The following is a 15688-nucleotide window of genomic DNA, read 5'->3' as shown; positions in this document are numbered from 1 at the left end:
CGCATCGAACGGTCTCCTAAACACCGGCCCATGGACGCGCAGGCTTGCGTCCTTCACAACACGCAAGAAGGGAGCCGCGCCCATGAGCAAGATGACCCCGCCGGAGATGGCCCAGAAGATCGGATCTGGCCTCCTGTCCTTCCCCGTCACGCCGTTCAGGGCTGACTACTCCTTCGACGAGGCGACCTACCGCGCCAACATGGACTGGCTGTGCGGCTATGACGTCGCCGGCCTGTTCGCCGCCGGCGGCACCGGTGAGTTCTTCTCGCTAACGCCGACCGAGGTTCCGCAAATCGTCAAGATCGCCGTCGAGGAGACCAAGGGCCGCGTGCCCGTGCTCGCCGGCACCGGCTACGGCACCGCGATCGCGCGCGAAATCGCCATTGGTGCCGAGAAGGCCGGCGCCGACGGCTTGCTGCTGCTGCCGCCCTATCTCACGCATGCCGAGCAAGAGGGTCTCGCCGCCCATGTCGAGGCAGTCTGCGCCGCCGTGAAGATCGGCGTCATCGTCTACAACCGCGACAACGCCATTCTCCAGCCCGACACGCTGGCTCGCCTTGCCGAGCGCTGCCCGAACCTCGTCGGCTACAAGGACGGCATTGGCGACATCGAGCTGATGACCCGCGTCTACACCAAGCTCGGCGACCGCCTGACCTATATCGGCGGCCTGCCGACCGCGGAGACCTTCGCGCTGCCCTATCTCGACATGGGCGTGACGACCTATTCCTCGGCCGTGTTCAACTTCGTGCCGGAATTCGCCACCAACTTCTACGCGGCCGTGCGCAAGCGCGACCACCAGACGATCCACGCCGGCCTGAAGAACTTCATCCTGCCGCTGATCGCGATCCGCAACCGCAAGAAGGGCTATGCAGTCTCGATCATCAAGGCCGGCATGAAGGTGATCGGCCGCGACTCCGGCCCGGTCCGTCCGCCGCTGACCGATCTCGCCGAGCAGGAGGTGGCGGAACTGACCGCGCTAGTAAAGAATCTGCCCGCCATCCGATCGACACAACAGGCAGCAGAATAACGAACGATAATAGAGAGGAGCGTGCGATGGTCCAGACGGAGATCTCTGGCGCACCGGTCGTCACGGCGATGCAGGTGATCCCGGTCGCGGGCCGCGACAGCATGCTCCTCAATTTAAGCGGCGCACATGCGCCGTTCTTCACCCGCAACATCGTCATCCTCACCGACAATTCCGGTCATACCGGCGTCGGTGAGGTGCCCGGCGGGCAGAAGATCTGGCAAACGCTCCAGGACGCCCGCGATCTCGTGATCGGCAAGACCGTCGGCGCCATGAACAACATCCTCGCCGACGTCCGCACCGCTTTCGCCGACCGCGACGCCGGCGGCCGCGGCAAGCAGACGTTCGACCTGCGCATCATGATCCACGCGGTCACGGCGATCGAATCCGCGCTGCTCGATTTGCTCGGCCAGCATCTGGGCCTGCCCGTCGCGGCGCTGCTCGGCGAGGGCCAGCAGCGCAAGAGCGTCGAGACGCTCGGCTACCTCTTCTTCGTCGGCGACCGGCGCAAATCCCGGCTGCCCTATATGGAAGGCGAGACCGGCAAGGCGGAATGGTTCAACCTCCGTCACCAGGAGGCGATGACGCCGGAGACCGTGGTGCGGCTCGCCGAGGCCACCCACGACCATTACGGCTTCGCCGATTTCAAGCTCAAAGGCGGCGTGCTCCGCGGCGAGCAGGAGATCGAGGCGGTCACCGCCATCGCAAAACGCTTCCCGAACGCGCGCGTCACGCTCGATCCCAACGGCGCCTGGTCGCTAGATCAGGCTGTCCGGCTTTGCAAGGACATGCACGGCATCCTCGCTTACGCCGAGGACCCCTGCGGCGCCGAGGCCGGCTTTTCCGGCCGCGAGATCATGGCCGAGTTCCGCCGCGCCACGGGCTTGCCGACCGCGACCAATATGATCGCGACCGATTGGCGGCAGCTTTCCCATGCGCTGCGTCTCGGCGCGGTGGACATTCCGCTGGCCGATCCCCATTTCTGGACCATGCAAGGCTCGGTGCGCGTCGCCCAGACCTGCCGCGACAATGGTCTGACATGGGGCTCGCACTCCAACAACCATTTCGACATTTCGCTCGCCATGTTCACCCATGTCGGCGCCGCCGCACCCGGCAAGGTCACCGCGATCGACACCCACTGGATCTGGCAGGACGGCCAGGCGCTCACCAAGGAGCCGCTCCAGATCAAGGGCGGCAAGATTGCCGTCCCCGAGAGACCTGGTCTGGGTATCGAAATCGACAGGGCCGCCATCGACGCCGCGCATGACCTCTACAAGCAGCATGGACTTGGCGCCCGGGATGACGCTATTGCCATGCAGGACCTGATCCCCGGCTGGACCTTCGACGACAAGCGTCCCTGCCTCGTTCGCTAAGAAACCCAGGCATGATCCCGGAAAAGTGGGTACCGGTTTTCCGAGAGGGATCATGCCGCTAAATGACTTGGAGGAATACATGACTGCGATCCTGAAGAACTTCATCGGCGGCGAATGGGTCGATGGCTCCGGCGTCACCAGGAATATCAACCCCTCCAACACCAATGACCTCGTCGGCGAATATGCCAAGGCCGACAAGGCGCAGACCGAAAAGGCGATCGCCGCCGCCAAGGCCGCCTTTCCCGCCTGGGCGCGTTCGACCCCGCAGGAGCGCTATGACGCGCTGAACAAGATCTCTCTGGAAATCCTGGCCCGCAAGGAAGAGCTCGGCCGCCTGCTCGCGCGCGAGGAAGGCAAGACGCTGCCGGAAGGCATCGGCGAAGTCGCCCGCGCCGGCCAGATTTTTGCGTTCTTCGCCGGCGAAGCGCTGCGCCTGATCGGCGAGAAGGGCGCCTCCGTGCGTCCCGGCCTCGACGTCGAGCTCACCCGCGAGCCGATGGGCGTCGTCGGCATGATCACGCCCTGGAATTTCCCGATAGCGATCCCCGCCTGGAAGATCGCGCCCGCGCTCTGCTACGGCAACACGGTGGTGTTCAAGCCGGCCGAGCTGGTGCCGGGCTCGGCGCACGCGCTGTCCGAGATCATCACCCGCTCCGGCATTCCCGCGGGCGTGTTCAACCTTGTCGTCGGCTCCGGCTCCGTGGTCGGCCAGACCCTGCTCGAACACCCGGACGTCGCCGCGATTTCCTTCACCGGTTCGGTTCAGACCGGCCGCAAGATCGCGCAGGCCTGCGTGCTGTCGAATCCAATGAAGAAGTTCCAGCTCGAGATGGGCGGCAAGAACCCGCTGGTCGTGCTCGACGATGCCGACCTCAAGACTGCCGTCGAGGTCGCCGTCAACGGCGCCTATTTCTCGACCGGCCAGCGCTGCACCGCTTCCTCCCGTCTGATCGTCACCGAAGGCATCCACGACCGCTTCGTCGCCGCGATGGCCGAGCGCCTGAAGGGCCTGTCGGTGGACGACGCGCTCAAGGCCGGCGTGCATATCGGCCCCGTCGTCGACCAGAGCCAACTCGATCAGGACCTGCGCTACATCAAGATCGGCCAGGACGAGGGCGCCAAGCTTGCGTGGGGCGGCGAGCTGCTCAAGCGCGAGACGCCCGGCCACTACCTCCAGCCGGCGCTGTTCACTGAAGCCAACAACAATATGCGCATCGCGCGCGAGGAAATCTTCGGACCCGTCGCCGCCGTGATCCGCGCCAAGAACTACGAAGAGGCGCTGGCGATCTCCAACGACACCGAGTTCGGCCTCGCTTCGGGCATCTGCACCACCAGCCTGAAATACGCCTCGCACTACAAGCGCAACAGCGAGTCCGGGATGGTGATGGTCAATCTGCCGACCGCCGGCGTCGACTATCACGTGCCGTTCGGCGGGCGGAAGGGCTCGAGCTACGGCGCCCGCGAGCAGGGCTCGTACGCGCGCGAGTTCTACACCACGGTGAAGACGGCTTATACCTTCCCTGGCTGATAGGCCGGGATTGCGTCGCAAGCGTAGGTGCCCACCTCTCCCTGCGGGGAGAGGTGAGCGAAAGCACGGCTTCTCCCGTTCTTTAGGAAAGCGTATGGACCAGTCAGTCGCAGCGAAAGAGCAACCCCGCTACATCAAGCTCAACGAGCGCGACAATGTTGCGATCGTCGTCAATGATTTTGGGCTTCCCGCCGGCTCCCGCTTTGCCTGCGGGCTGACGCTGCGCGCTTTCGTGCCGCAGGGGCACAAGACCGCGCTGGTCGACATCGCACTGGACGCACCGATCATCCGCTACGGCGAGGTGATCGGCTACGCCCTGTCGCCGATCCTGGCCGGCGAATGGGTGGATGAGGCCCGCATTCGCATGCCGGAAGCCCCTGCCCTCGACAAGCTCGAAATTTCGACCGCCGTGCCCGCGCCGTTGCCGCCGCTCGAAGGTTTCACCTTTGAGGGCTTTCGCAATCCCGACGGCTCGGTCGGCACCAAGAACATCCTCGGCATCTCCTCCTCCGTGCAATGCGTCAAGGGCACGATGGAATACGCGGTGAAACGCATCCGCGCCGAGCTGTTGCCGAAGTACCCGAACGTCGACGACGTCGTCCCCCTCACCCACGCCTATGGCTGTGGCGTCGCCATCACCGCGCCCGACGCGGTGGTGCCGATCCGCACGCTGCAGAACATCGCGCTCAATCCGAATTTCGGCGGCGAGATTCTGGTCGTCGGGCTTGGCTGCGAGAAGCTCGCGCCGGAGCGGCTGGTGCCGGAAGGCGTCAGCGATGCGATCGTGCGCATGCAGGACGAGGCCTTCGACGGCTTTGGCGCGATCGTCGATGCGATCATGACCCAGGCCGAGGCACGGCTGAAGGTGCTCAACACCCGCAAGCGCGAGACCTGCCCGGCCTCCGACCTCGTGATCGGCCTGCAATGCGGCGGCAGCGACGCGTTCTCCGGCGTCACCGCCAATCCCGCCGTCGGCTTCGCCGCGGACCTGTTGGTGCGTGCCGGTGCCACCGTGATGTTCTCGGAAGTCACCGAAGTGCGCGACGCCATCCAGCTGCTCACGCGACGCGCCATCAACGAGGACGTCGGCCGCGCGCTGGTGCGCGAGATGGCCTGGTACGATTCTTATCTTGCCCGCGGCGGCGCCGATCGCAGCGCCAACACCACGCCTGGCAACAAGAAGGGCGGCCTTGCCAATATCGTCGAGAAGTCGCTGGGCTCGATCGTCAAGTCCGGGTCGTCCGCCATCACCGGCGTGCTTTCGCCCGGCGAGAAGGCGACTCAGAAAGGCATGCTATTCGCGGCTACCCCCGCCTCCGACTTCATCTGCGGCACGCTCCAGCTCGCCTCCGGCATGACGCTGCAGGTGTTCACCACCGGCCGCGGCACGCCCTACGGCCTTGCGGCCGCCCCCGTCATCAAGGTCGCAACCCGCAGCGAACTCGCGCGGCGCTGGAAGGACCTGATCGACTTCGATGCCGGCCGCATCGCCACCGGCGAGAAAACCATCGAGGAAACCGGCTGGGACCTGTTCCGCCTGATCCTCGATGTCGCCAGCGGCCGGACAAAACCGTGGTCGGATCGTTGGGGCATCCACAACGATCTCACGCTGTTCAATCCGGCGCCGGTGACCTGAAGAAAGCGATCCACGAAACGATCTTGAAACTGAACCCTGAAGCGTTTCGTCTTCCTTTTACCGCCGCTACACATCGAAGACTTACCGCGTTCACGTCATGCTGCCCGGCATGAAGCAGCGCACGCGCGGATGGCCGTCGATATAGTGCTTCCACACCATGGTGCGGCCGATCTTGTTCGGCACGGTGATCACCGCGCCGTCGGGCACCACGACCCATTCGTTGTCGATGCGCACGCGGTAGTGGCCGCGATCGGACTCCCAATCGACGTCGGCGATGACGTAGCCGTCAGCGTCGGTGCAGCATTGTCCGAACTCGCTGTGCAGGCTTTCGAACCACGGTTTTAGCGGCGAGTTGGCGTAGCGCCCGTCGTCGCGCGCCAGCGCCGATGCGGCCAGCAGCGTCATCAGACCCAGCAGCGGGGCCGCACGCGATATTGCAGATCTCATGTCGTCTCCGCGGATCGAAATCATCGCCGCGAGGGACAACGCCCGCCGTCCGCCGTCCGCGGCTCGGCGAAAGGCGTGAAGGACAGCGACTCACCCCCAACAGCTTTGCGGAGGCTATGCAATTCCAGCGCCAGCACGCATTCCGGGGAACTACTGGCGGAGGGCGGAAGGATCGACGCCTTGCGGCGGATACGCACCATCATCGGGCTCGCCGAAGGCGAGACCCGGTGGCGGGCCGACGACGCCAGTGAATGGGAAAGCAGCTGGGATGATACCCAGCGTGAAGCGCCCTTACTGCTTGGGCGCCGGCGCCATCATCGCGCCGCCCTTCTTCGCCGCAGGGGCCGCCGGCTTCGCGGCGGCGGCCTGCGCAGGGAGATATTTTGCCACGATGGCAGGATCGATCTGCGCGATGTTGGCATCCGGCAGCCGCGTCCAGGTCTCGTCCTTGCCGAGCAGCGCGATGCCAAGATAGCCGCGCAGCGTCAGGGTCTGGCCGTCTGGACTGATCTTCATGTTGGCCTTCCAAATCTGGCCGTCGCGCGGATTGAGCACGTTGCCGCCTTCGTACTTCAAGCCTTCGCGCTTCATGTTGCGGACGAAGGAGATGCCGAGCACCGGCGCGTTCTTGCGGTCGTCCGTGCACTTGGAGCAGACCTCGTTCGGATCGTCGCCGGGCCGCGGGAAGGTCTTCGCGATCACGCCTTCGAAGACGCCGTTGCGGTCAATGAAGAGAAACCATCCGACCGTCTTGCCGTCTTCGATCTTCTGCCAGAGCCCCGCCGCCGTAGGCTCGGCGGTCTGTGCCGCAGACGGTGTCACCGCAAGAAGCGACAACGCGAGCGCGAGGAAGGGGAGCAGCCGAGAGCTGGAAAGAAGATTCTGCATTAGATCACCTTGCTATGCCAATCACTTGCTAGCCAGGACTGGATGGCCACAGACTACGGCGATTTCGCGAACGGCTCCAGCACCAGAAATATGGGGCATGGCCTTCCGGCCCCAACCGCTCAGTTGACCCCGAGCTTCTTTTGCAGACTGGAGGACGAGGTCGTGTACTGGAACACCAGCCGCTTCTCCGGATAGACGTAGCGATGGGCTTTTTGCGACATCAGCGCGCCCTCATGGAAGCCGCACAGGATCAGCTTGATCTTGCCGGGATAGGTGTTGATGTCGCCGATTGCGAAGATGCCTGATACGTTGGTCTCGAACGCCGATGTCTCGACCGGCACCAGATTGTTCTCCAGCGCAATGCCCCAGTTCGCGACCGGGCCGAGCTTCATGGTCAGGCCGAAGAAGGGCAGCATGGTGTCGCAGGCAATTTCAGTCATGGTGTTGTCGTTGCCCTTGATGGTGGCACCGGAGAGCTTGCCATCAATGCCGGAGAGCGCCGTGACCTGGCCGAGCCGCAGATCCATCTTGCCCCCTGCGACCAGCGCGCGCATCTGCTCGACGCTGTGGGGCGCGGCGCGAAACTCATCGCGCCGGTGCAGCAGCGTGATGCGCTTGGCAAGTGGATGCAGATTGAGTGTCCAGTCCAGCGCGGAATCGCCGCCGCCGACGATCAGCACGCTCTTGTCACGAAACGTCTCCATCTTGCGCACGGCGTAGTGCACTGAAGTGCCTTCATAGGCCTCGATCCCCGGGACCGGCGGGCGCTTGGGCTGGAACGAGCCGCCGCCGGCCGCGATCACCACCACCTTGCATTCGAACACCTTGCCGGCATCGGTGGTGCAGCGGAATGCAGGATCGCCGATCTTCTCCACGGTCTCGACCATCTCGCCGAGATGGAAGGTCGGATGGAACGGCTTGATCTGCTGCATCAGCGCCTCGGTCAGCCCCTGGCCCGAGACCTGGGGAATGCCGGGAATGTCGTAAATCGGCTTTTCCGGATAGAGCTCGGCGCATTGGCCGCCGACCTTGTCCAGAATGTCGACGAAATGCGCCTTCATGTCGAGAAGGCCAAGCTCGAAGGCGGCGAACAGACCGCACGGGCCGGCGCCAATAATCAGCACATCGGTTTTGATCACGTCGCTCATGTCGTCTCTTTTATCGGTCGTTACCGGTTGGACGGCGTCCCTTGGGCCGAGGGTGACCCTGCCTGTCTAGCCAACGGGGATGGATCAGGGAAGGCATAAAAGCGGGAGCGCCCCGCAGCCGCACCCACTTGCCGGGTCAAACTAACTGGGCTGTAACGAGCAAGGATATGACGGAGATCAATCGGTGAACGCACCAAGCCACCTCGATACGACGCCGCGCCTGGAAGACTACCCATATCGCCTCAGCGACAACGTGCGCTTCGGCGATCTCGATCCCAACCAGCACGTCAACAACGCCGTCTACGCCACCTATTTCGAGACCGGCCGTGTCACGCTGATGAAGCTCCCGGAATATGGGCTGACGCCGCCGGGTCTTGCCTGGATCATGGTGCGGCTCGACATCCATTTCCGCGCCGAGCTGCACTGGCCGAACACCATCGAGCTGGGCCTTGGCGTGGTGAAGCTCGGACGAACGTCGGTGACCTTCGAGCAAGTCGTATTCTCGCAAGGAAAGTGCATCGCGTCGGCGAATTCGGTCGGCGTGATGATCGACGAAGCGTCGCGGCGGCCGACGCCGCTCACAGCGGAAGTGATCGCAAAGCTGAGACCCTGGCACAAGCGCGGCATCGAGGTCGCCGGCGAGGACATAGTTACCTAATCGAGTGGATCAGGCCTGGCGTTCCGGCGTCGCGACGACGAGCCCGTCGAGTTCGTCGGAGACCTTGATCTGGCAGGACAGGCGCGAGTTCGGGCGCACGTCGAAGCCGAAGTCGAGCATGTCCTCTTCCATCGGCGTCGGGTTGCCGACCTTCTCGCGCCAGGCTTCGTCGACATAGACATGGCAGGTCGCGCAGGCACAAGCGCCGCCGCATTCGGCCTCGATGCCCGGAATGCTGTTGCGGATGGCGGCTTCCATCACGGTTGCGCCGTTCTCGATTTCCACCGTGCGGGTTTCGCCCTTGTGGTCGACAAAGTGAATCTTGGCCATGTGTGCTCGTGCTGCCGCGGTGCTTGGAATGAAGGAGGGGTCCCGGCCTGTCCTATAACGGGTCGGTCAGCCCGGCGCCATAGCGTTTTCGGCGCGAGGCGAATCCCGCTTCGCGGGAAGAAAACGCGTCAAAACAAATGAGTAGAACCTGGTTCTGGCAGTCCGCGCCTTAAGGCTTCAGCATCGCCTCGATCGCGGCGCGAGCCTCGGTGACCGCCTCTTTCAAGGCAGCAAGGGCGTGGGGCCGTCCATGGCCGGTCCGGATCGCAGTCTCCAGGCTGCCTGCGGCATCAGCCACGGCAAAGGCGCCAATCCCGCGTGCCGAGCCCTTGAGTTTGTGGGCCAGTGCGCCCGCCTCGGCCGGCAGCGCCGTCATCGCCGCAACTAGGCGGACCGCCTGCTCGGCGAACATCGCCAGCACTTCCCGTTCCAGCTCGGCATCGCCGAGCGTCATGCGGGCGAGGTGATCGAGGTCGAGCGGACTGTCGATGGGTGCAAGCGGGGGCGAGGGCATCCAGTCAATCCGTTGCAGTTCAGGCGTCATGACCCAGGCCCCGGCAGCGCGCGATCGTCCCGCCGGTCCGGCGGTCAAGTTCCTCTCACCCAAGCATGAAAATGGTTAACGAAATGCTTGGGCCGTTTTACGCAATTCCGCCGATTTGTTGACGAGAAGTTGCCGCAATTGGCGAAGTTCGGTGGAGAATTGCATTTGGTGCTAAGGCGTTACGGCGCGATCCTGTTAACGATGATTAACATTGTCTTAATCGCAGGCATTTCATTCGCGACGCTCTGCCAATAGGATGTTGCAGAAATTGGCGGACAAGCCGTCCGGGTGGGGACGGCTCGGAGATCCGCGCAAGCGGCATGATCCGGTCTGTGGGCTTGCGTATCGCGCAGGGCTCGCGGGGGGACGCGTACAAGTAACGAGGGCTCGGACTGAACATGGCGAACACTCCGAAAAAGGCCAAAGACCCCACAGAAGTTGCGCTTTCTGCGATCCAGGAAGCCCTGAACATCAGTGACACCGCTGCGGATACCAGCCGCAACGCGGCGATGCGCAACGAGACGGTGCCTCCGGTGGGGCCGCCCGCGCCTCCGAACTTCGACGAGCCGAGCTTCGAGCCGCGCCCCGCCGCCAACGAACGAGCAACTGCGTTCGACCCGATCGAGGAGCCGCGCACCTCGCGCCGCGCAGCCAATGACGACCGTGAGACCATCGGCCAGTTGCTCCAGGCGCTTCAGAGGGGCCGCCCTGCCCGCAGCGTCTACACCTTCGCCACCATCTTCGCCGGCGTCTGGCTCGCCGCCTGCGCCGCGCTGACATTCGGCTTCCTGCCCTCGATCCAGGCCGCCATGGGCCAGAGCGGTGGCGTGCTCGTCATTGCCGGCCTGATCGCGATGTTCTTCGCGCCGATCATGCTGTTCTACTTCCTGGCGAGCCTCGTTTGGCGCGGCCAGGAAATGCGCATGATCGCGCAGGCGATGGCGCAGGTCGCGATCCGCTTCTCCGAGCCGGAAGGCTCGGCCTCCGATTCCATGGTCACCGTCGGCCAGGCCATCCGCCGTGAGGTCGCAGCGATGGGCGACGGCATCGAGCGCGCCATTGCGCGCGCCGGCGAGCTTGAGACGCTGGTCGCCAACGAGGTCGCGGCGCTCGAGCGGGCCTATTCCGACAACGAGGTGCGCATCCGCGCCCTGCTCCAGGACATCGCGCATCAGCGCGACAACCTGGTCGGCCAGGCCGAGCAGGTCCGCAGCGCCATCTCCGGGGTGCAGATCGACCTGCGCCACGACATCGCACTGATCTCGGACGCGATCGCCTCGCGCGTCGACGAGGTCGCCAAGTCCATCACCGGCGCGCTGGAAGAGCGCGGCGCCCACATCACCCAGGCGCTGAGCAATGCCGGCGACAACATGATCCTGGCGCTCGGTGAGCGCGGCGGCGACCTGCTCGATCGCCTCGAGGAGGCCAGCAACGAGACCACGCGCGCCGTGCTCGACGCCAGCGAGCGGCTGACCACCAGCCTCAACTTCAAGACCGGCCACGTCCACGACGAATTCGTCGATCTCGCCGACCGCGTCCACGAGATGCTGAACGAGCGCATCGACCGTATCACCGGCGAGTTCGAGCAGCGCTCCGCCGCGATCGTCGACGGCATCTCCGCGCGCACCGAGCAGGTGCATGATTCCCTGAAGAATTCGTCGGACTCGCTGCTGCTCGAGCTCGAGCTGCGTTCCAACGACATCTCTGCCAAGATCGACGACGCCGGCAACCGGCTCGCCGGCCAGATCATGACGAGCGGCGACAAGGCGAGCGAGGCGCTGGACGCCACCGTCAACAGCCTGGTCGCCAAGGTCGTCAGCCAGACCGAGACTGCGCACGACTCGCTGTCGCTCCAGATGAGCGCCTTCGACGAGCTCGTCAGGAACCAGGGCACCGAGCTGGTCGAGAAGTTCGCCCGCGACTCCGGCACGCTCGGCGCGCTGATCACGCGCCACATCTCCGAGTTCGACCGCACCGTGAAGACCTTCGGCGGAGAGATCGTCGAGCGCATGGGCCAGCGCACGCAGGACATCGCCGAGACGTTGAAGACCTATGTCGACAATTTCGACACCCGCTTCACGTCTAACGGCGGCCAGATCACGGCCGTGCTTGACCAGCGGCTGGTGCAATTCGAGACCACGGTCGGGGAACGCGTCAGCAACCTCGACGCCTCGCTCGACGGCAAGATCGCCAGCCTCGACGGCACGATCGAAGGCCACATCAGGACCTTCGACCAGCAGCTCGTCGGCCGCGTCGCCGCGCTCGAACAGTCGTTCGACACCCGCGCCAGGTCCATGACCGAAACCATCGACGGACGCATCAATACGCTGGCAACGTCGCTGAGCGAGGGCGCCGCGCAGGCGATCCAGTCAATCGATACCCGCCTCACCTACCTCACGACGTCGCTGACCGGCGGCGCATCGGAGGCCATCGAAACCATTGACGCGCGCCTTAACCACCTCACCACCTCTCTGACCGACGGCGCATCGCAGACCATCCAGTTGATCGACACGAGGCTAACGCATCTCACGACGACGCTGACGGGCGGCGCGTCGCAGGCGCTCGAATCCATCGACTCCCGCCTCACTTACCTGACCTCCGCGGTGACGAACGGCGCCTCGCAGGCCGTGCAGTCGATCGACACGCGCCTCACGCTGCTGACCTCGACCCTCACGGACGGCACCGCGCAGGCGATCGAGGCCGTCGACCGCCGCATCACCGGCGTCACCGAGGTCATCGACGGCCGCACCGCGCATCTGTCCGACACGGTCACGGCGCGCTTCCAGGAGATCCACCACGCCATCGAGACCAAGGTCGGCTCGGTCGCGAGCGACATCGACGTGCGCGTGGCGCAGTTCGAGGACCTGCTCGGCTCGCGCGTCGAGGCGGTCGCCGGCCGCATCGAGAGCAGCGGACGCCAGGCCAGCGAGGACATGATGTCCCGCGCCGAGATGATCTCGACCGCGATCCGCTCGCACGTCGAGGACGCCGAACGCTCGCTCACCAACCTCGTCGTCAACACCAGCGAGACCATCCAGACCGGCGCGCGCACCGCTCAGCAGTCGCTGCTGACGGTCTCCTCCGACGTCAACGCCCAGCTCAAGATGACCTCGTCCGAGGTCGAGCGCGCGCTGACCGCCGTCGGCACCGGTGCTGCGAACTCGATCCTGACCAGCGCCCGCGAGGCGCAGTCGACCCTGGTCGCCGCATCGGGCGATGCCTCCAACCAGATCAAGGGGCTCGCGGCCGACGTCGAACGCACGTTGTCCGCAGCGGGCTCGGCGACCGCGGCCTCGATCCTGGCCGGCGCCCGCGAGGTGCAGACCACGCTCGTCACCGCCTCTTCGGATGCGGCCAACCATGTCAAGACGCTCACCGCCGACGTGCAGCGTTCGCTGTCGCTGGCCGGCACCACCACAGCGGAGTCGATCGTCGCCGGCGCCCGCGATGCGCAGGGCGCGCTGATCGCGGCTTCGACCGAGACCGCCAACCAGATCAAGGCGCTGTCTTCCGATGTGCAGCGCTCGCTCTCGATGGCGGGCACCTCGACCGCCGAGACCATCATGAGCGGCGCCCGCGAGGCCCAGAGCACGCTGGTCACGGCGTCCTCGGATGCGGCGAGCCAGGTCAAGTCGCTCGCGGCCGAAGTGCATCGTTCGCTCTCGCAGGTCGGCCAGTCGACCGCCGAGACGATCACCACCAGCGCCCGCGACGCCCAGAGCACCCTGCTCACGGTCTCGGCCGAGCAGACCAGCCAGGTGCGTTCGCTCGCGGCCGAGATGCAGCGCGCGCTGGCAACCGCCGGCGGCGCCACCATCGAAGCGCTCACCAGCGGTATCCGCGAGGCCCAGGGCACGCTGATCTCCGCCTCGACCGACGCGGCGAGCCAGATCAAGTCGCTGACCACGGATATCGAGCGCACGCTGACCGCGGTCGGCGCCGACACCGCCTCGACGATCCTCAACAGCGCGCGTGAGGCGCAGACCTCGCTGACCTCGACCTCGGCGGATGCCGCGAGCCAGATCCGCACGATCTCGACCGAGATCGAGCGTACACTGAGCGCAGCCGCCGCGAACGCGACCAACGACATCCAGACCAGCGCGCTCAGCGCCCAGAACGCGCTGATATCCGCCTCTAACGAGGCCAGCTCGCGGGTCAAGTCGAGTTCGGCCGACGTCGAGCGCTCGGTGCTCGCCGCCAGCAGCAGCTTCGGCCAGGCCATGACCGGTAAGACCGACGAGATCGTCACCTATGTGCAGCAGCAGGCCGACCGTCTGTCGAACATGATCGACGCCAAGCGCGGCGCCCTGGTCGACGCGATCGGCTCCCAGACCAACCAGCTCACGCTCGACATTGACCGCGTCACCTCCGACGCGCTGAAGTCGATCGAGACGCGCGGCCAGGCATTCTCGCAGACTATGATGGGCAACGGCTCGGAAGTCGCCCGCGCCATCAATACGGCGAGCGAGATCGCCACCGGCGCGGTCGGCAAGTCGCTCAAGGACCTCGAGCAGGCCTCGCGCTCGGCGATCGACCAGTCGCGCCAGGTCTCGATCGCGGCCGTGACCGAGATGCAGGAGACCAGCAAGATCCTACGCACCGACACGGTGGCGCTGTTCGAGCGGCTGCGCGAAGGCAACATCCTGCTTCAGGAGGTGCTGACCGGTGCGCACGACAACCTCAACTCGCTCGAGCGGGCGCTGGTGACGCGCGTCGCCGACTTCGTCTCGGCGATGAACGACGTCACCTCGCGCAACGGCGCCGCGACGCAGAACCTGGAAGACCAGCTCAACGTCTTCAACAGCAAGACCACGAAGGCGCTCCAGGACCTCGGCGAGCTGTCGACCCAATTCGACAAGCATGGCAAGGCGCTTGTCGAGGCCGCGCAGGTCGTCGAGCAGAGTAACAAGAACACCACCGCCTCGCTCGCCGAGCGCAAGCAGGCGCTGGAATCGCTCGTCACCACAATCGACCTGCGTACGGCCGATCTCGACCAGCGCCTGTCGCGCTTCACCGGCCTGCTCGATGAATCGCTGGCCGCAGCCGAAGAGCGTGCCCGCGACATCGCCCGCGTCGTCGCCGAGACCGCCGGCGCAGGCTCTGCCGCAATCACCCGCCAGTTCGAGGCGGTGCGCGCGGCGTCCGAAGAGGAGCACCGCCAGACCATCGAAGCCATGCACGACATCTACCGCCAGACCACCGACGAGGCGGATGCGATGTTCAAGCAGTCGACCGAGCGCTTCAGCAATCTGGTCGCAAGCATGAAGCAGATGGCGCTCGAGATGCACAACGAGCTCGAATCCACCCGTAACGAGCTGCGCCGCGGCGTGCTCGAGATGCCGCAGGAGGCTGCCGAAAGCACCGCGCAAATGCGCAAGGTGATCGTCGACCAGATCGAGGCGCTCGCCGAGCTCAACCGCATCGTAGCCCAGCATGGCCGCGGCCTCGACGTCACCACGACGAGCCGCGGCAGCGTGCAGCGCCAGGAAGAGCCGGCGGTGCTGGCCGCAGTCGCAGGCCGCGCCACCGAGACCCGCATGCGCGACACCGGCAGCGCCTCGACGCTGCCGCCGCCGGATCTCGGCATGCCGGCTGCGCGCCGCACCGAAGCGCCGTCGGTCGCGCCTGCCGGCAACGACCAGGGCCGCGACGGCTGGCTGTCGGACCTGCTCAACCGCGCCGACACGGGTCCTGCCGCCTCGGCCGGCCGTGAGGCTCCCCGCGGCCGCGCGGCACCCGCTCCGCAGCCGCAGGCGCTGCAAGGTGGTGGCAATCCGCTGGAATCGTTGTCGCTCGACATCGGCCGGCTGATGGACCGCAACCTCGCCGCCGAGATGTGGGACCGCTACCAGCGCGGCGAGAACAAGGCCTTCACCAAGCGCCTCTACACGCCCGCCGGCCAGAAGGCCTTCGACGAGGTCGCCCGCAAGTATCGCGCCGACCGCAACTTCAAGGGCACGGTCGACCGCTACATCGCGGAGTTCGAGCGCCTGCTCGACGAAGTCGCCCGCGACGGCCGCGGCCCGCAGGAGCTGCGCAGCCACCTGACCTCGGAGACGGGGCTGGTCTACACGCTGCTGGCCCACGCGGCGGGACGGCTCGGGTGAGCGGC

At 65.6% G+C, this 15688-nt stretch carries 11 protein-coding genes; 6 read left to right on the top strand and 5 right to left on the bottom strand.

The features are described 5' to 3' along the window. Window positions 1-82 precede the first annotated feature (82 nt). From kdgD to garD, 4 genes are all read left to right on the top strand, one after another. Window positions 83-1027, top strand: coding sequence for a 5-dehydro-4-deoxyglucarate dehydratase (kdgD, locus tag IVA78_RS31880; protein WP_247421925.1), 945 nt, complete (start codon window positions 83-85; stop codon window positions 1025-1027). 26 nt (window positions 1028-1053) lie between these two features. Continuing rightward, complete coding sequence (gene gudD, locus IVA78_RS31875; protein ID WP_247421927.1) at window positions 1054-2397, top strand: glucarate dehydratase; 1344 nt, start codon at window positions 1054-1056, stop codon at window positions 2395-2397. A gap of 79 nt (window positions 2398-2476) precedes the next feature. Then, window positions 2477-3925, top strand: a complete 1449-nt coding sequence (locus IVA78_RS31870) for an aldehyde dehydrogenase family protein (RefSeq protein ID WP_247300152.1) — start codon at window positions 2477-2479, stop codon at window positions 3923-3925. Window positions 3926-4019: 94 nt separating this feature from the next. Continuing rightward, window positions 4020-5561, top strand: coding sequence for a galactarate dehydratase (gene garD, locus IVA78_RS31865; protein WP_247421928.1), 1542 nt, complete (start codon window positions 4020-4022; stop codon window positions 5559-5561). 90 nt (window positions 5562-5651) lie between these two features. On the opposite strand, the gene IVA78_RS31860 is transcribed toward garD, so the two are convergent. The 3 genes from IVA78_RS31860 to IVA78_RS31850 form a co-directional block, all read right to left on the bottom strand. Then, a complete protein-coding gene (locus IVA78_RS31860; RefSeq protein ID WP_247421930.1) occupies window positions 5652-6008 on the bottom strand; it encodes a hypothetical protein in 357 nt (118 codons plus the stop codon). Window positions 6009-6299: 291 nt separating this feature from the next. Then, the gene (locus tag IVA78_RS31855; RefSeq protein WP_247421932.1) at window positions 6300-6896 is read right to left on the bottom strand and encodes a DUF2147 domain-containing protein; all 597 of its coding nucleotides are present in this window, start codon (window positions 6894-6896) and stop codon (window positions 6300-6302) included. 119 nt (window positions 6897-7015) lie between these two features. Next, window positions 7016-8044 carry an NAD(P)/FAD-dependent oxidoreductase gene (locus tag IVA78_RS31850; protein WP_247421934.1) on the bottom strand — a complete coding sequence of 343 codons (1029 nt, stop codon included), beginning with the start codon at window positions 8042-8044 and terminating at the stop codon, window positions 7016-7018. A gap of 184 nt (window positions 8045-8228) precedes the next feature. Between IVA78_RS31850 and IVA78_RS31845 the strand changes: the two genes are divergently transcribed. Next, window positions 8229-8702, top strand: coding sequence for a thioesterase family protein (locus IVA78_RS31845; RefSeq protein WP_247469403.1), 474 nt, complete (start codon window positions 8229-8231; stop codon window positions 8700-8702). Between the two features lie 9 nt (window positions 8703-8711). Here the strand turns inward: IVA78_RS31845 and IVA78_RS31840 are convergent, their stop codons facing one another. Together IVA78_RS31840 and IVA78_RS31835 are read right to left on the bottom strand one after the other, a co-directional pair. Continuing rightward, window positions 8712-9032 (bottom strand): 2Fe-2S iron-sulfur cluster-binding protein, encoded by a 321-nt coding sequence (locus tag IVA78_RS31840; protein WP_247278705.1) that lies wholly within the window; start codon window positions 9030-9032, stop codon window positions 8712-8714. Window positions 9033-9201: 169 nt separating this feature from the next. Further along, on the bottom strand, window positions 9202-9576 hold the full coding sequence (locus IVA78_RS31835; RefSeq protein ID WP_247449130.1) for an Hpt domain-containing protein: 375 nt from the start codon (window positions 9574-9576) through the stop codon (window positions 9202-9204). A 398-nt stretch (window positions 9577-9974) separates the two neighbouring features. Between IVA78_RS31835 and IVA78_RS31830 the strand changes: the two genes are divergently transcribed. Next, window positions 9975-15683 carry an apolipoprotein A1/A4/E family protein gene (locus IVA78_RS31830; RefSeq protein WP_247469401.1) on the top strand — a complete coding sequence of 1903 codons (5709 nt, stop codon included), beginning with the start codon at window positions 9975-9977 and terminating at the stop codon, window positions 15681-15683. The last annotated feature ends 5 nt before the right edge of the window (window positions 15684-15688 follow it).

The sequence above is a fragment of the Bradyrhizobium sp. 137 genome, assembly GCF_023074095.1.
Lineage (GTDB): Bacteria > Pseudomonadota > Alphaproteobacteria > Rhizobiales > Xanthobacteraceae > Bradyrhizobium.
This window is presented reverse-complemented; position numbering and strand designations above follow the sequence as displayed.